This is a genomic window from Allobosea sp. Root670, assembly GCF_001429415.1.
GTDB classification, from domain to species: Bacteria; Pseudomonadota; Alphaproteobacteria; order Rhizobiales; family Beijerinckiaceae; genus Allobosea; species Allobosea robiniae.
In genome coordinates this window covers 414,190-430,375 of the sequence record NZ_LMJU01000012.1, presented here as the reverse complement: position 1 = coordinate 430,375, position 16,186 = coordinate 414,190, and the positions used below count along the sequence as shown (strand labels likewise).

Annotated in this window: 17 protein-coding genes; 1 reads left to right on the top strand and 16 read right to left on the bottom strand. The window is 66.8% G+C overall.

Annotation, left to right across the window (positions count from 1 at the left end; all coding sequences use genetic code 11):
- Positions 1–7: 7 nt before the first annotated feature.
- The 5 genes from ASE61_RS12090 to ASE61_RS12070 are packed head-to-tail and all read right to left on the bottom strand — an operon-like array spanning position 8 to position 6,623.
- Complete coding sequence (locus ASE61_RS12090; RefSeq protein WP_061967180.1) at positions 8–1,453, bottom strand: OFA family MFS transporter; 1,446 nt, start codon at positions 1,451–1,453, stop codon at positions 8–10.
- Between the two features lie 58 nt (positions 1,454–1,511).
- Positions 1,512–1,739 (bottom strand): formate dehydrogenase subunit delta, encoded by a 228-nt coding sequence (locus ASE61_RS12085; RefSeq protein ID WP_061967178.1) that lies wholly within the window; start codon positions 1,737–1,739, stop codon positions 1,512–1,514.
- 5 nt (positions 1,740–1,744) lie between these two features.
- Positions 1,745–4,585 (bottom strand): formate dehydrogenase subunit alpha, encoded by a 2,841-nt coding sequence (gene fdhF / locus ASE61_RS12080; RefSeq protein ID WP_061967176.1) that lies wholly within the window; start codon positions 4,583–4,585, stop codon positions 1,745–1,747.
- Positions 4,586–4,596: 11 nt separating this feature from the next.
- Positions 4,597–6,153: a formate dehydrogenase beta subunit gene (locus ASE61_RS12075; RefSeq protein ID WP_061967174.1), complete on the bottom strand. Its 1,557-nt coding sequence runs from the start codon at positions 6,151–6,153 to the stop codon at positions 4,597–4,599.
- Positions 6,150–6,623 carry a formate dehydrogenase subunit gamma gene (locus ASE61_RS12070; RefSeq protein WP_061967172.1) on the bottom strand — a complete coding sequence of 158 codons (474 nt, stop codon included), beginning with the start codon at positions 6,621–6,623 and terminating at the stop codon, positions 6,150–6,152. Before ASE61_RS12070 ends, ASE61_RS12075 begins: the two co-directional genes overlap by 4 nt.
- Before the next feature lie 121 nt (positions 6,624–6,744).
- Here ASE61_RS12070 and ASE61_RS12065 point away from each other — a divergent pair, with 121 nt between their 5' ends.
- On the top strand, positions 6,745–7,608 hold the full coding sequence (locus ASE61_RS12065) for a LysR family transcriptional regulator (protein ID WP_061967170.1): 864 nt from the start codon (positions 6,745–6,747) through the stop codon (positions 7,606–7,608).
- A gap of 54 nt (positions 7,609–7,662) precedes the next feature.
- Here ASE61_RS12065 and ASE61_RS26815 read toward each other — a convergent pair whose 3' ends face one another.
- From ASE61_RS26815 to ASE61_RS12010, 11 genes are all read right to left on the bottom strand, one after another.
- The gene (locus ASE61_RS26815) at positions 7,663–7,914 is read right to left on the bottom strand and encodes a hypothetical protein (protein WP_162260089.1); all 252 of its coding nucleotides are present in this window, start codon (positions 7,912–7,914) and stop codon (positions 7,663–7,665) included.
- 163 nt (positions 7,915–8,077) lie between these two features.
- Positions 8,078–8,380: a DUF6522 family protein gene (locus ASE61_RS12055; RefSeq protein ID WP_061967167.1), complete on the bottom strand. Its 303-nt coding sequence runs from the start codon at positions 8,378–8,380 to the stop codon at positions 8,078–8,080.
- Positions 8,377–8,592: a cbb3-type cytochrome oxidase assembly protein CcoS gene (ccoS, locus tag ASE61_RS12050; RefSeq protein ID WP_061967166.1), complete on the bottom strand. Its 216-nt coding sequence runs from the start codon at positions 8,590–8,592 to the stop codon at positions 8,377–8,379. The genes ASE61_RS12055 and ccoS overlap by 4 nt, the downstream gene beginning before the upstream one ends.
- A complete protein-coding gene (locus tag ASE61_RS12045) occupies positions 8,589–10,847 on the bottom strand; it encodes a heavy metal translocating P-type ATPase (RefSeq protein WP_061967163.1) in 2,259 nt (752 codons plus the stop codon). The genes ccoS and ASE61_RS12045 overlap by 4 nt, the downstream gene beginning before the upstream one ends.
- The gene (locus ASE61_RS12040) at positions 10,844–11,629 is read right to left on the bottom strand and encodes a DUF2189 domain-containing protein (protein ID WP_061967162.1); all 786 of its coding nucleotides are present in this window, start codon (positions 11,627–11,629) and stop codon (positions 10,844–10,846) included. The genes ASE61_RS12045 and ASE61_RS12040 overlap by 4 nt, the downstream gene beginning before the upstream one ends.
- Before the next feature lie 14 nt (positions 11,630–11,643).
- Positions 11,644–11,850 carry a hypothetical protein gene (locus ASE61_RS12035; RefSeq protein WP_061967160.1) on the bottom strand — a complete coding sequence of 69 codons (207 nt, stop codon included), beginning with the start codon at positions 11,848–11,850 and terminating at the stop codon, positions 11,644–11,646.
- A complete protein-coding gene (ccoP, locus tag ASE61_RS12030) occupies positions 11,847–12,725 on the bottom strand; it encodes a cytochrome-c oxidase, cbb3-type subunit III (RefSeq protein WP_061967159.1) in 879 nt (292 codons plus the stop codon). Before ccoP ends, ASE61_RS12035 begins: the two co-directional genes overlap by 4 nt.
- Before the next feature lie 3 nt (positions 12,726–12,728).
- Complete coding sequence (locus ASE61_RS12025; protein ID WP_061967157.1) at positions 12,729–12,899, bottom strand: cbb3-type cytochrome c oxidase subunit 3; 171 nt, start codon at positions 12,897–12,899, stop codon at positions 12,729–12,731.
- 4 nt (positions 12,900–12,903) lie between these two features.
- Complete coding sequence (ccoO, locus tag ASE61_RS12020) at positions 12,904–13,638, bottom strand: cytochrome-c oxidase, cbb3-type subunit II (RefSeq protein WP_061967156.1); 735 nt, start codon at positions 13,636–13,638, stop codon at positions 12,904–12,906.
- A 4-nt stretch (positions 13,639–13,642) separates the two neighbouring features.
- Positions 13,643–15,298: a cytochrome-c oxidase, cbb3-type subunit I gene (gene ccoN, locus ASE61_RS12015; RefSeq protein WP_061967154.1), complete on the bottom strand. Its 1,656-nt coding sequence runs from the start codon at positions 15,296–15,298 to the stop codon at positions 13,643–13,645.
- A gap of 169 nt (positions 15,299–15,467) precedes the next feature.
- Positions 15,468–16,181, bottom strand: coding sequence for a NapC/NirT family cytochrome c (locus tag ASE61_RS12010; protein WP_061967153.1), 714 nt, complete (start codon positions 16,179–16,181; stop codon positions 15,468–15,470).
- Between the last annotated feature and the right edge of the window lie 5 nt (positions 16,182–16,186).

The window sequence follows — 16,186 nt, the reverse complement described above, 5'->3', positions numbered from 1 at the left end:
CCGCTCCTCACGCCTGTGCGGGCGCGGCCTGGGCACCGCCCGGCAGATCAAGACCACGTGACGGCTCGGCCTCGCTCACCATGTGATGCCGCTTATCGACCGCCCTGACGCAGAGATTGGCGATGAAGCCGATCACGAGCAGTCCCGCCATGATGTACATGGTGACGTTGTAAGCCTGCGCCTTGGGCACGCCATGCGCGAGATTGTATTCGCGGATGTAGTTGATCAGCACTGGCCCGGCGATGCCCGCCGCCGACCATGCCGTCAGCAGGATGCCGTGGATGGCACCGACATAGCGGGTGCCGAACATGTCGCGCAGATAGGCCGGCACGGTCGAGAAGCCGCCGCCATACATGCTGACGATGATCAGGAAGCAGATGACGAACAGCACGACATTGCCGCTGCCGCCGGCATAGGGCACCGTGATGTAGAGGATGAAGCCCAGCACCATGTAGCAGAAATAGGTGTTCTTGCGCCCGATATAGTCGGAGAGCGAGGCCCAGCTGAAGCGCCCGCCCATGTTGAACAGGCTCATCAGCCCGACGAGACCGGCGGCCGCGACCGGGGTGATCCGGCCGGGGAACATCTCCTGGCTCATGGCGGAAGCCTGGCCGAGCACACCGATCCCGGCGGTGGTGTTGACGAAGAGGACCGTCCAGATCAGCCAGAATTGCGGGGTCTTGATCGCCTGGTAGACGAAGACGTCGTTCTTGGTGATCAGCTTGCTCGCCGTCGCCGGCGGCACATAGCCTTCCGGCTTCCAGCCCGGCGCCGGCACCCGGACCGTCAGCGCACCGAACATCATGAACAGGAAATAGACGCAGCCCAGCGTGATGAAGCTCCAGAGCACGCCGACATCAGTCGCCGTCTGGAACTTGCTCATCAGCCAGACCGAGAGCGGCGAGGCGATCAGTGCGCCGCCGCCGAAGCCCATGATCGCCATGCCCGTGGCCATTCCCGGCCGGTCCGGGAACCATTTCATCAATGTCGAGACCGGCGAGATATAGCCGATGCCGAGCGCGCAGCCACCGATCACGCCGTAGCCGAGATAGATCAGCCAGAGATTGTGCAGCTTCACGCCGAGCGCCGAGATGAGGAAGCCGCTCGCCCAGCAGATCGCGGCGGTGAACATTGCCTTGCGCGGCCCGCCCTCCTCGACCCAGCGCCCGAAGACGGCGGCCGACACCCCGAGGAACACCATCGCGATCGAGAAGATCCAGCCGAGCTCGGTCAACTTCCAGTCGTCCGGGGCCGATTGCGAGACGCCAATCAGGCGCGTCATCGGCAGGTTGAAGACGCTGAAGGCATAGGCCTGGCCGATGCACAGATGGACGCAGAGTGCAGCCGGCGGCACCAGCCAGCGGCTGTAACCGGGCTTGGCGATGGTTCGCTCGCGATCCAGGAAGGGGATCATCGATTTGGCGTATTCGTTTCGTCGGTCGATCGTCGTCATGCGTTTCCTCCTCCAGCCGGGTCGTTGCCCTGTTTTCGGCTTCGCGCTTTGGCGAGTTTCAGCCGGTTTTCGTCCGCTCAGTGGCGATCAGCGCGACGGCATCGCGAACCAGCGGGTCGAGCCCGCTGCCGCCGTCGTCGAAATGCGCGCAGATGGCGCTGCGCATGCGTGGGTCCCAGAATTTCCGGAGATGGGTCGCAACCGCCTCGGCCACTTCGGCCCGGGGCTGGCTCGCGAAGAAGCTGCCGATCTGGTTGGCCATGTGGATGAGCCGGTCGAGCTGCATCGCGCTCACTCCGCCGCCGGCGGCATGATCCGCCGGCTGTTGTCGGCGAAGGCGGAATAGCGCTCCTGCCAGTCCGAGCGTCCATTGGAAGGCGAGACCTGCACGGCCGTGCATTTGTATTCCGGGCAGTTGGTCGCCCAGTCCGAATAATCGGTGGTGACGACGTTGGCCTGCGTGTCCGGGTGGTGGAAGGTCGTATAGACGACGCCGGGCGCGACGCGCTCGGTCACCAGCGCCCGCAAGGTGGTCTCGCCGGAGCGGCTGGCCAGCCTGACCCAGGAGCCGTCGGCGATGCCGCGCTCCTCCGCGTCATGCGGATGGATCTCGAGCAGGTCTTCCTTGTGCCAGACGACATTCTCGGTGCGCCGCGTCTGCGCGCCAACATTGTATTGCGAGAGGATGCGCCCGGTCGTCAGCAGCAGCGGATAGCGCGGCCCGACGCGTTCGTCGGTCGCAAGGTATTCGGTGATGACGAAATGGCCTTTGCCGCGCACGAATTTGTCGATGTGCATCACCGGCGTGCCGGTCGGCGCCTGCTCGTTGCAGGGCCACTGGATCGAGCCGAGCTCGGCAAGACGCTCGAAGGAGACGCCGGCGAAGGTCGGCGTCAATCGCGCGATCTCATCCATGATCTCGGAGGGATGGTCGTAATGCATCGGGTAGCCCAGCGCGTTGCTGAGCGCGGCGGTGATCTCCCAGTCGGCCAGACCGGATTTCGGCTCCATCACCTTGCGCACGAGCTGGATGCGCCGCTCGGCATTGATGAAGGTGCCGTCCTTCTCCAGGAAGGTGCTGCCGGGCAGGAAGACATGGGTGTAGTTCGCCGTCTCGTTCAGGAACAGGTCCTGCATGACGACGCATTCCATCGCCGACAGGCCCGCTGCGACATGGCGCGTGTCCGGGTCGGACTGCATGATGTCCTCGCCCTGGACGTAGAGCCCCATGAAGGAGCCATCCAGGGCCGCGTCGAGCATGTTGTTGATGCGCAGGCCCGGCTCCTTGTCGAGCCAGGTGCCCCAGGCATCCTCGAACAGGCCGCGCACCGCATCGTTCGAGACATGGCGATAGCCCGAGAACTCATGCGGGAAGGAGCCCATGTCGCAGGAGCCCTGGACGTTGTTCTGCCCGCGCATCGGGTTCACGCCGACACCCGGCCGGCCGATATTGCCGGTCGCCATGGCGAGATTGGCGATCGCCATCACGGCGGTCGAGCCCTGGCTGTGCTCGGTGACGCCGAGCCCGTAATAGATCGCGCCATTGCCGCCGGTGGCGAACAGGCGCGCCGCGCCACGGATATCGGCGGCCGCGACGCCGGTGACCTTCGACAAGGCCTCCGGGCTGTTGCGCTCCTCGGCAACGAAGACCGCCCAGTCCTGGAAGGCATCCCATTCGCAGCGCTCGCGCACGAAGGCCTCGTCGACCAGCCCTTCGGTGACGACGACATGGGCGAGCGCCGTCAGGATCGCGACATTGGTGCCGGGCAGCACCGGCAGGTGATAGGCCGCCTCGACATGGGGCGCACGCACCAGCTCGATCCGGCGCGGATCGATGACGATGAGCTTGGCGCCCTCGCGCAGGCGCTGCTTCATCCGCGAGCCGAAGACGGGATGCGCATCGGTCGGGTTGGCGCCCATCAGGAGCATCACGTCGGTCTGCTCGACGGAATCGAAATCCTGCGTGCCGGCCGAGGTGCCGAAGGTCGTGCTGAGCCCGTAGCCGGTCGGCGAATGACAGACGCGGGCGCAGGTATCGACATTGTTGTTGCCGAAGCCGGCGCGCACCAGCTTCTGGACCAGGAAGGTCTCCTCATCAGTGCAGCGCGACGAGGTCAGGCCGCCGATCGAACCCGTGCCGTATTTGGCCTGGATGCGCTTGAACTCGCTCGCCGTATGGGCGATCGCCTCCTCCCAGGACACCTCGCGCCAGGGGTCGGTGATCTTCTCCCGGATCATCGGGTTGAGGATGCGTTCCTTGTGGTTGGCATAGCCCCAGGCGAAGCGGCCCTTCACGCAAGAGTGGCCGTGATTGGCCTTGCCGTCCTTGTAGGGGATCATGCGGACGACCTCGTCGCCGCGCATCTCGGCCTTGAACGAGCAGCCGACGCCGCAATAGGCGCAGGTCGTGACCGTCGACCATTCCGGCTTGCCCTTGGCGATGACCGCCTTCTCGATCAGCGAGCCTGTCGGGCAGGCCTGCACGCAGGCGCCGCAGGAGACGCAGTCCGACTCCAGGAAGGACTGGTCGGTGCCGGCCGCCATCACCGACTCGAAGCCGCGGCCGGTGATGGTCAGCGCGAAGGTGCCCTGCACGTCCTCGCAGGCCCGCACGCAGCGCGAGCAGACGATGCATTTGGCGGGGTCGTAGCTGAAATAGGGATTGGATTCGTCGAGCCCGGTATCGCGGTGCCGCGCGCCGTCGAAGCCGTAGCGGACCTCGGTGAGTCCGACCTCCGCGACCGTGTCGAGCAGCGCGATATCGCCCTGCCCGACCGGGTCGAGCGCCGCGACCGGATGGTCGGAGACATAAAGCTCCATGATGCCCTTGCGCAAACGGTCGAGCCGCTCCGAGCGCGTATGCACCACCAGTCCCTCCGCGACCGGCGTCGTGCAGGAGGCCGGCGTGCCGTTGCGGCCCTCGATCTCGATCAGGCAGAGCCGGCAGGAGCCGAAGGCGTCGAGCATGTCGGTGGCGCAGAGCTTGGGAATCTCGGTGCCGATCTCCATCGCCGCGCGCATGATCGAGGTGCCGGCCGGCACCGTCGCGCTGCGGCCGTCGATGGTGAGCGTGACCATGGCCTCGGCCTTGGAAGCCGGCGTGCCATAGTCGGTTTCCTGGACGAGTTGCATGGCGACCTCCTTCACTCCGCCGCCTGGCGGCTGGGCGGCGTGACGCCGAAATCTTCCGGAAAATGGGTGAGCGCGCTCATCACCGGATAGGGCGTGAACCCGCCGAGCGCGCAGAGCGAACCGAGCTTCATGGTGTGGCAGAGGTCTTCGAGCACCGCCAGGTTGGCGGCGCGCTGCTCGCCGGCGATGACGCGGTCGATCACCTCGACGCCACGGGTCGAACCGACACGGCAGGGCGTGCATTTCCCGCAGGATTCGACGGCGCAGAACTCCATCGCGAAACGCGCCTGCCGGGCCATGTCGACGCTGTCGTCGAAGACGACGATGCCGCCATGGCCGATCAGCCCGTCACGCGCCGCGAAGGCCTCGTAGTCGAACGGCGTATCGAACAACTCTCGCGGGAAATAGGCGCCGAGTGGCCCGCCGACCTGGACCGCGCGCACCGGCCGGCCGCTCGCAGTGCCGCCACCGATTTCGTCAACGAGCTCGCCGAGCGTGATGCCGAAGCCGACCTCGAACAGGCCGGGATGGCGGATATTGCCGGCGAGCTGGATCGGCATCGTGCCGCGCGAGCGCCCCATGCCGAAATCGCGATAGAACGCCGCGCCTTTGTCGAGGATGATCGGCACGCTTGCGAGCGAGAGCACGTTGTTGATGACGGTCGGGCAGCCGAAGAGCCCCTTATGTGCCGGCAGCGGCGGCTTGGCCCGAACGACGCCGCGGCGCCCCTCAAGACTGTCGAGAAGAGCGGTCTCCTCGCCGCAGACATAGGCACCGGCGCCAACCCGGACTTCCATGTCGAAGCCATGGGACGAGCCCGCGATCGCCGCACCCAGCATGCCCTTCCGACGCGCCTCGCCCAGCGCATGCTCCAGCGCGGCGATCGCATGCGGATATTCCGAGCGGACATAGATGTAGCCATAGGTCGCGCCGACGGCGATGGCCGCGATCGTCATGCCCTCGATCAGGACGAAGGGATCGCCTTCCATGATCATGCGGTCGGCGAAGGTGCCGCTATCGCCTTCGTCGGCGTTGCAGACGATGTATTTCCGATCGCCCTGCGCCTTGGCGACAGTGTCCCATTTGATTCCGGTCGGAAAGCCGGCGCCGCCGCGTCCGCGCAGGCCGGACTCCGTAACGGCCGCGACGGTCGCCGCCGGGCCGGCATCGAGCGCAGCGGCCAGCCCGCGATAGCCGCCATGGGCGATATAGTCCTCCAGGGAACGGGGATCGACGATGCCGCTGCGCGCGAAGGTCAGCCGGGTCTGCTTCGCGAAGAAGGGCAGCGCCTCCGTCAGGCCATGGCACAGCGGATGGCTCGTGCCGGCCAGGGCAGCATCGAGCACACCGGCGGCATCGCCCGGAGAGACCGGCCCATAGCCGATGCGGCCGTCGCGGGTGGCGTATTCGACCAGCGGCTCCAGCCAGTGCAGCCCGCGCGAGCCGGTGCGGACGATGTCGATGGCGACCCCGCGCGCACCCGCCGCCACCTGCAAGGCCTCCGCCACGCGATCGGCATCGACCGCGATGGCCGCCGCGTCGCAGGGGATGAAGAACCGCGGCGTCATTGTCCGGCCTCCGTCAGCAGCGAGGCGAGCTTGCCGTCGTCGAGCCGCCCGACGATCCGGCCGTCGAGCATCGCGGATGGGGCGACAGAGCAGAGTCCCAGGCAATAGACCGCTTCGAGCTGGACCTGGCCATCCGCGCTGGTGTCGCCGAAGCCGATGCCCAGCGCCTCCTGAGCCTGTCGCGCCAGCCGCTCCGCGCCTTGGGACTGACAGGCCTCGGCCCGGCACAGCTTCAGGCTATGGGCCGCAGGCGGTGCCTGCCGGAAATCCGGATAGAAGGTGATGACGCCATGGACTTCGGCGCGCCCGATATTCAGCGCATCTGCCACGAGGGCCGTCGCTGCCGGGTGGATATAGCCGAACTCCTCCTGCAGCGCGTGCAGGATCGGCAGCAAGGCGCCCTCGCGGGATTTCCATTCCGAGATGATGCGGGCGGCGATATCGCCATCCCAGGCCAGATGCCGCTCCAACGCTTTTCCCCTGCGATCTCTACGATCTGCTTGAATCGCAGGCTCATGCAGGCAGATGGTTTTGACAAACGAATAATTATAAACTTACGTATCGGGTTTATAGATTTAAAAGACGGCCGATATGGATACGGAACTGGCACGAACCTTTCTGACGGTGGTCTCGGCCGGCAATTTCAGCGGCGCGGCGGACCGGCTCCATGTCAGCCAGTCGACGGTGAGCACGCGGATCAACGTGCTGGAGGAGCAATTGCGCTGCCGGCTGTTCGTCCGCAACAAGGCCGGAACGACCTTGACGGCGGCCGGGCACCGCTTCCAGCGTCATGCCGCGACGCTGGTCCAGACGGTGGTGCAGGCGCATCACGATATCGGGCTGCCCGAGGGCGCGGCCGGAACGCTGGCCGTCGGCGGCCGGATCGGCCTTTGGGAGGAGTTCCTGCTGCGCTGGCTACCGTCGATGCAGCGGGCCCGGCCCGACGTGTCGATCCGGATCGAGAGTGCGCTCGAGCCGGAGCTGATGCACGGGCTGATCGAGGGGCGCCTCGATATCGGCGTGATGTACACACCGCAGAGCCGCCCGGGTCTGAAGGTCGAGCATCTGTTCGACGACCGCCTGGTCATGATTGCGACGGATGCGCAATCCGCCCCCGAGCCGCAGTCCGGCTATGTCCTCGTCGACTGGGGCTCGGAATTCCAGGCGCGCCACAGCGCGAGCTTCCCCGATTTCGGCGGCGCGCTGCTCAGCGCCAATGTCGGCTGGCTGGGGCTGCAGCATATCCTGGAGCATGGCGGCTCCGGCTATTTTCCTGCACGCATCATCGCCCCGCATCTCGCGGCCGGAACGCTGCATCTCGTCGAGGACGCGCCTCATTTCATCATGCCGGCCTACGCGATCTCCCGCGCGGGCACGCAGGACGGGCCCCAGGCCGAAGCTCTCGCGATGATCAGGGAGATGGCGGGCACCCTGCTCTCGATCGGCTCGCCCTGAGCCGTCGAAGCAGGAGGCAGGCTGATCGCGGCGGGGCTTGGCTCGCCCGCCGCCTCAGAACGAGGGCAGCACGCCGCCGCCGAAGCTGTCGGAACGTCCGGCGAAGCCCGTCTGGCTATCGCGCGTATTGCCGGGCCCGCTCAGGCGTGCCGGAGCCGGGCCGGCATCGAGATAGCTGCGCTGCTGCGGCTGGAAGGTCATGCTTTGCACCACGGGGGGTTCCGAATAGGCGACCGGCTCGCTGGAGACGCAACCGCCGAGTGCCGCAAGGAGGGCCGTGGCCGGGGCAAGGTGGAGAAGACGCATCGTTCCCTCGTCGAGAAAGCGCAGGAGGACAGCGAAGACCGGCGACTGCCGATGCGATTCACCCTGCTGAGCGGTCATTATCGGGATCGCGGCCTGAAATGTATAGCAAGGCTCCGGTCAGCCGACCCGCGCGCCGGACATAAGCCGGGCCGCAGGCTATCGGTCAGCGCCGCTCGCGGCGGCCCTGCGGCGGAGCGAAATCAAGCTGCTCGTCCGCAACCGTGCCATCGGGCTGGACGACGGCTTGCCAGCAGCGGTTGCCGCAGCGGACGGAGAGGCGCCAGCGCCCCTCATCCTCCGCCTCGCCGCGCTCGACCCGGCTCGTTACCAGTCCGCGGCGCATCAGGTCTCGCAATTCCTCCGCCGACCAGCCGAAGCGCTTCGCCAAGCGCGCAGCATCGAGCACGAAGGAGCCGTCCGCATCCCGGACGAAGGGAGGTTCGGGCGAGGCTTCACCGGTGGTCATGACATGTCGCTCCGGCGCGTCGATCGTTCCGGCTCCTTCTGCACCGAAGGGCCGGCCGCATCCAGAGCGCCTTCGTCCTCATCGAGCAGGATCCGCTCGGCGGCGCCGTCGAGATCGTCATACTGGCCGCTACGCAACGACCACAGGAAGGCGGCGAGCGCCGCCCCGCCAAGCACCAGCGCCAACGGAACGAGGAAGACCAGGCTGCTCATTCGCCGGGTTCGCAGGCCGGGACAAGCTTTCCGGCCTGCCGCGTGTCAGTCTCGGCACGAACCTGCGCCTTGCCCGCATCGAGCCGCAGGGCGTTGGCCACGACGAGGATCGAGGACAGCGACATGGCGAGCGCCGCGATCAGCGGCGTGACGTAACCCGCGATGGCAACTGGCAGGGCCAGCGCGTTGTAGAGGATCGCCAGGGCGAAATTCTGCCTGATCAGCCGCCCTGCCGCCCGCGCGACGGCAATCGCCGTGGGAACCGCATCGAGCCCGTCATGCAGGAAGACGAAATCCGCGGCGTTGCGACCGATATCTGCGGCCGAAGCCGGCGCCATCGAGGCATGCGCCGCGGCCAGTGCCGGCGCATCGTTGAGGCCGTCACCGACCATCAGCACCTTGCGATCCTCGGCAGCCAGTGCGGCGAGACGCTCAACCTTTCCAGCCGGCAGCAGACCGGCTGAGACAGCGTCGATGCCGAGCCTACCGGCGATCGGCTGCACCGCTGCAGATCTGTCGCCGGACAACAGCACGATGGAAAGGCCATCGGCCCGCAAGGCATCGACAGCGGCCCGCGCCTGCGGGCGCAAAGTCTCGGCAAAGGCGAAGCGGGCGACGAGCGCGCCGTCGCGGCTCAGCACCGTCCCGCTTTCCGGCTGACCGCCCGCTTCCGCAAGGGCCCATTCCGCCCGCCCGAGGCGATAGCAATGCCCTTCCAGCTCGGCCTCGACGCCGAAGCCGGGATGCTCCCGGATGTCCGTCAGCGCCAAGCCTGCTTCCGGCGCTGCAGCCGCGATGGCGCGGGAGAGCGGGTGGCTCGAACGCCGGGCGATCCCCGCCGCGATGGCCAGATCCCTGGCCGGGATTGCGGCGGGATCGACCAGTTGCGGCTGGCCGAAGGTCAGCGTGCCCGTCTTGTCGAAGGCAACCGTGTCGATCTCGGCGATCCGCTCGATCGCCGAGCCGTCCTTGACCATGATCCCGGTCTCGAACAGGCGCCGCGAGGCCACGACCTGGACGATCGGCACGGCCAGCCCCAGCGCGCAGGGGCAGGTGATGATCAGCACGGCGATCGCGATGGTGGTCGCGCGATGCCAGTCGCCGGTCGCCATCATCCAGCAGAGGAAGGCGATCAGCGCGGTCGCATGGACCACCGGCGAATAGAGCGCCGCCGCCCGGTCGGCGATGCGGCGATAGCGGGCGCGGCCACCTTCCGCGGCCTCCATCAACCGGACCATCTCGGCCAAGAAGGAGCTCTCGGCTTTGGCCGTCGCGAGGATCGTCAGCGGCCCCGAGAGATTAAGCGTCCCGGCTTGCACCGCCATGCCCGACGACACGGATTGCGGAGCGCTCTCGCCGGTCGCGATGGCGCAATCGAGCTCGGAAGCGCCCTCCTCCACGATGCCGTCGACGGGGACGCGCTCGCCGGCCGTGAGCGCGATCCGCATGCCCGGCGCCACCTCGGCCAGCGGCAGATAGCTCCGCCCGCCATCGGTATCGAGCACGGTCGCGCCGCGCGGCGCCAGCCGCATCAGCCCGCGCACGGCAGCGCGCGCCTTCTCATGCATCAGGTGGTCGAGCGTGCGGCCGATCAGCAGGAAGAAGATCAGCGAGGTCGCCGCGTCGAAATAGGCATGCGGCCCGTCATGGATCGTGTCGTAGAGGCTGAGAGCAAAGGCGAGACAGATGCCGATCGAGATCGGCACGTCCATGTTGGTGCGCCCGCGCCGCAGCACCGCCCAGGCCGAGGCGAAGAAGATGCGGCCGGAATAGATCAGACAGGGCAAGGCCAGCGCGCCCGAAATCCAGTGGAAGGCCTGCCGCGTCTCGGGCTCCGCCCCCGACCAGACCGAGACCGAGAGCAGCATGATGTTCATGGCGCAGAAGCCGGCGACCGCCAGCGCCCGGATCAGCCGGTCGCGCTCGGGGTCTGTCCCCTCCGCCTCGCTCTCGAAGAGATGGCCGGGATAGCCGAGCTCGGCGAGCGCCGTCAGCAGGTCAGGCGCTTCCTCGCCCCGCCATTGCACCGCTGCGCGACGGGTCGAGAGATTGACCCTGACCTGCGCCACGCCCGGCAGCCGGGCAAGGCCGGTCTCGACCGCTCGGATGCAGGCGGCACAATGCAGGCCGGGCACCGAGAGGTCGCTCTGGCGCAGGCCATTGCCGAGATCGCGGCTGGCGAGGCGGATCTCCTGCCGCACCGCCGACGGATCGGGTGCGCCGTCCAGAGCCAGCGGCGGCGCGCAGCAGCTCACCTGAGCGCCCGATAGCTGTGCCAGGTCGCATGGCCGAGCAGCGGGAAGACCACGATCAGGCCGAGAAGCCCGGTCGCGACCGAGACAAGGAACAGGGCGAGCACGATCGCTCCCCAGGCGATCATCACCGGCAGGTTGCGCCACACCATCGAGATGCTGGTGCCCATCGCGGTGAAGGCATCGACCCGCTCGTCCAGCAGCATCGGGATCGCGAAGGCGCTGATCGCGAAGGAGAAGGCCGCGAACAGCCCGCCGACCACGGTGCCGACCAGCAGCATCGCCCAGCCGATCGGCGTGCCGAACAGCATCGCCGCGACCTCGTGGAGGCCCGGGAATGGCCTGAGCCCGAAGAACAGCGCGTAGATGATCACGGCCGCCCGCATCCAGACCAGCATCAGCAGCGACAGGATCGCGCCCGTGTACCAGACCTGCCCGCCCGAGGCCGCCTTGACGAAGATCATCCGGGACAGGCTGACCGGCTCGCCCTGCTCGATCGCGCGGCTCTTCTGGTAGAGCCCGATCGCCAAGAGCGGCCCCATCACCATGAAGCCCGCCAGCGCCGGGAACAGGATGTAGTCGAGCCCGAGCCGGAACAGCCCCCAGACGATCGCGGCGGAGACCGCGAAGACCGCGAGCCCGTAGAGCAGGCTCGGCCCCGGATTGCGCCAGAGATCGCGCCAGCCCGCGCCGAGCCAGGACAGAGCCGCACCCGCCGGTAGATTACGCCGTCGCTGGGCGGAGAGAGGCAGAGGCATCTCCTGGCCGTTCCCGATCGCAGCCATGTGCTTCTCCTCCCTCAGCAGGACGGGCGCGCAGCGCGGAACCCGCCCGCCTCGCCCGCCGATTTTGCATGCGGCACGCAGTCCGGCTGCGAGCCTATGGCGACATAGACCAGATGGGCGTTGGCGAGGATCAGCCCGCCCGCCAGCACCCCGGCGAGCGCGAGCCAGAAGGCTTTCCGCCCACCGCGCCGCCGTGTTTCGCCGTCTGCTGAAGCGCTCATCGCTTCGCCTCACCGAGCGTACCGACATAGAGCGCCAGCAGCTTGATATCGGTCGGCGAGAGCCGGCCTTCCCAGCTCGGCATATGGCCCTGCCGCCCGCCATGGATGCTGTTCACGACCGATTGCAGGTCGCCACCATAGATCCAGTTGGCGTCGGTCAGGTCCGGGGCGCCGAGATCATGCTGGCCCTTGGCGTTCTCGCCATGGCAGGCGACGCAATTCGCCGCGAAGACCTCCTTGCCCGCCGGCACGCGCGCCTGCTCGGCCGCGTCGAGCTTCTGGCCCGACAGCGAGCGGACATAAGAGGCGACGGCTAGGACCTGCTCGCGCTGGAGAATGCCGTCGCGGCCGAAAGCCATCATCTGCCCGGTGCGGGTGTCCTTTGCCGTGCCGTTGATGCCGACGCGGATCGTCTCGGCGATCGCCTCCGGGCTGCCGCCCCAGAGCCAGGAGCCGGCGGCGAGATTGGGGAAGCCCGGGCCTCCCTTCCCCTGCACGCCATGACAGACCGCGCAGTTATCCTCGAAGAGCGTGCGGCCGGTATCGCGGACATGGCGCATCAGCTGAGGATCGGCGGCGATCTCGGCGAAGGAGGCCTTGTCGAGCTTCGCGGTCCAGCTCGCCCGCTCAGTGGCGGCATCGCGCACCTGCTCGGCCACGACCTGGCGCTGGTCGATGCCGAGCAAGCCCTTGGTATAGGTCACGCCCAGCGGCCAGGCCGGCATCAGCAGCCAGTAGCCGATCGCGAACAGGGTCGTGACGGCCAGGAAGAACAGCACCACGCGCGGAATCGGCGTGTCGAGTTCCTCGATGCCGTTCCACTCATGGCCCGTCGTGATTGTCCCCGTGGCGGGGTCGCGCCTCGCATCTGCCATCGCTCAGTCCCCCGGCCTATCGTCCTTGTCGAAAATGCTCTTCTTGGCCCGATCGAAGCGCTTCCGGTTCGACGGCCACAGCGCGTAGATCAGCACGCCGATCGCCATGGCCACGAGGTAGAACAGCCCCCAGCTCTTGGCGAAACCGACAAGCGTGTGGTGATCGACATCCATCGTCTCACTTCTCCGCCGCGGCGGTCTGCTTCTGCGCGGCATCGGTCAGGCGGCCCAGCACCTGGAGATAGGCGACCACCGCATCCATCTCGGTCAGGCGCCCCGGCTCGCCGTCGAAGGCGCGCACATTCGTCGCCTCGCCATAGCGCTCGCTGACGCCGCCCGCGTAGGCGCTGTCGGGGCTCGCCTGGCCATAGGCATCCGTGCCGGCATTGGCGATCTGCGCATCGGTATAGGGCACGCCCACCGTGCGCTGCGCGGCGAGATGCCGGCCGAGATCCTCGGTCTTCAACTCGTTGCGCATCAGCCAGCCGTATTTCGGCATCACCGATTGCGGCACGACATCGCGCGGGTTGATCAGATGCGCGACATGCCAGGCATCGGAATACTTGCCGCCGAGCCGGGCGATATCCGGCCCCGTGCGCTTGGAGCCCCAGAGCATCGGATGGTCGTATTTCGACTCGACCGCCAGGGAATACGGCCCGTAGCGCTCGACCTCGTCGCGCAGCGTCCGGATCATCTGGCTATGGCAGGCATAGCAGCCCTCGCGGATGTAGATGTTGCGCCCCGCCAGCTCGAGCGGCGTGTAGACGCGCATGTCCGGCGCCTTCTCGACGGTCTCGCCGATAGTGAAGAGCGGTGCGATCTCGACGAAGCCGCCGATCGCGGAGACGCCGATGATGGCGAGGACGAAGCCGATCGCGCTGCGTTCGAGCTTGCGATGAAAGAACTCGCGCATCGGCTTACTCCCCCGCCTGAAGCGCAGCGCCCTGGAGCGCCGGCAGGTCGCTGTCGCCGGCGCCCGCCGCAGCCTGCGAACGGGACATCCGGATCGTCATCCAGACATTGTAGGAGGCCACGATCGCACCGATCAGGAACAGCAGCCCGCCGACGGTGCGCGCGATGTAATAGGGATGCATCGCGACCAGGCTGTCGATGAAGGAATAGGCCAGCGTGCCGCTGTCGTTATAGGTGCGCCACATCAGGCCCTGGATGATGCCCGAGTTCCACATCGCGAAGACGTAGATGACGGTCCCGGCCAGAGCGAGCCAGAAATGGACCTCGATCAGCTTGGGCGAATACATCCGCTCGACCTTCCACATCCACGGCACCAGCGCGTAGAGCGAGCCGAAGGTGATCATCGCCACCCAGCCGAGCGCGCCGGCATGGACATGGCCGACCGTCCAGTCGGTATAGTGCGAGAGCGAGTTGACCGCCCGGATCGCCATGAACGAGCCTTCGAAGGTCGAGAGCCCGTAGAACACCGCGGCGACCATCATGAAGCGCAGCGTCGCGTCGTCGCGCACCTTGCCCCAGGCGCCGTTGAGCGTCGCCAGCGCATTGCCGGCCGAGGCCCAGGACGGCACCAGCAGGACGACCGAGAAGGTCATGCCCAGCGTCTGCACCCATTGCGGCAGCGCCGTGTAGTGCAGGTGGTGCGAGCCCGCCCACATATACATGAAGGTGATGCCCCAGAAGCTGATGATCGACAGCCTGTAGGAGTAGATCGGCCGCCCTGCCCGCTTCGGCAGGTAGTAGTACATCATCCCGAGGAAGCCGGAGGTCAGGAAGAAGGCGACCGCGTTGTGGCCGTACCACCACTGCGTCATCGCATCCTGGACGCCGGAGAACAGCGAATAGCTCTTGGCCTCGCCGAAAGAGATCGGCACCGCCAGGTTGTTGACGATGTGCAGCACCGCCACGACCAGGATGAAGGCCATGTAGTACCAGTTGGCGACGTAGATATGCGGCTCCTTCCGCCGCTGCAGCGTGCGGATGTAGATCAGGAAATAGGTGACCCAGACGATGACCAGCCAGATATCGGCATACCATTCCGGCTCGGCATATTCCTTCGACTGGGTGATGCCCATCAGGTAGCCGCTGGCCGCCAGCACGCAGAACAGGTTGTAGCCGATCAGCACGAACCAGGGGCTGAACTGGTCCGGCAGGCGCGCCCGCGTTGTCCGCTGCAGGACGTGGAAGGAGGTCGCGATCAGCGCATTGCCGCCGAAGCCGAAGATCACGCCCGAGGTATGGACCGGCCGCAGGCGGCCGAAGCTCGCCCATCCCGCATCGAAGGTGAGATCCGGCCAGGCCAGGAGCGCCGCGACCCAGACGCCGAAGAACATGCCGGCCACGGCCCAGCCGAGCGACAGCACGATGCCGACCCGCGTCGGATCGTCGTAATAGCGCGTCAGGCGCTCGTCGGACGGCTCCGGCGCGAAATAGCTCGACATGACAAGGCCGATGCAGCCGAGCCCGAAGAGCAGGATGATCGCGCCATGCACGGCGAACAGGTCGTCACGGCCGGCGATCGCCATGGCAAACCCGCACAGCGCCAGAAGCGCCGAGATCGATATGGCGCGCTGCCGCTCAGCGACAGTGAGTGCCGCAATCATCGCTCACCTTCTCCATGACTGGCGCGGGCCGACGGCCCCGTGCCTTCGCGACGGATATCGCATAAAAGAATCATCTCAGATACCTGATTTGCCGATCTGGAGATCGGACATAATGCCCTAGGCAAAATTGACGCAGGGCACGCCACGCGGTCGTCAGCGGAACGGAATCTCACCGCGTCTCGATCTCCGCGAGATAGGTGCGGACGGCACGTTCCGGCCCATGCCAGGAGGCGCTGCCCTTGCCCTGCAGCTCGGGCGCGTCCTTCCAGCCGGGTTCGATTCCCGTCATGTCCGGCAGCAGATGCGCGATGCCCTTGTGGCAGTCGATGCAGGTCTTCTCGCCGGTGGTCAGGAAGCGGCTGTGGATCTCTGCGGCCCGGCGGGTCTGCTTGGTGAAGTCCATCGCGACGGAGGAGTGGCAGTTGCGGCATTCCAGCGAGTCGTTCGCCTTCAACCGCGACCATTCGTGCTTGGCGAGTTCGAGGCGCATGTTGAGGAATTTCTCGCGCGTCGAGATCGTCCCGAAGATCTTGCCCCAGACCTCCTTCGAGGCCTGCATCTTGCGGGCGATCTTGTCGGTCCAGTTATGCGGGACATGGCAGTCCGGGCAGGTCGCGCGCACGCCCGAACGATTGGAGAAATGCACCGTCGACTGCAGCTCCTGATAGACGTTGTCGCGCATCTCGTGACAGGAGGTGCAAAACTTCTCGGTGTTGGTGACTTCCAGCGCCGTATTGAAGCCGCCCCAGAACAGCACGCCGCCGACGAAGCCGCCGAGCGTCAGCAGGCCGAGCGGCAGATAGGCGCTCGGCCGGCTGATGATGCGCCAGAAGCTGACGACGACGCCCCAGCACCAGAGAATGAAGGATTTGAGCCTGGCCATGATGC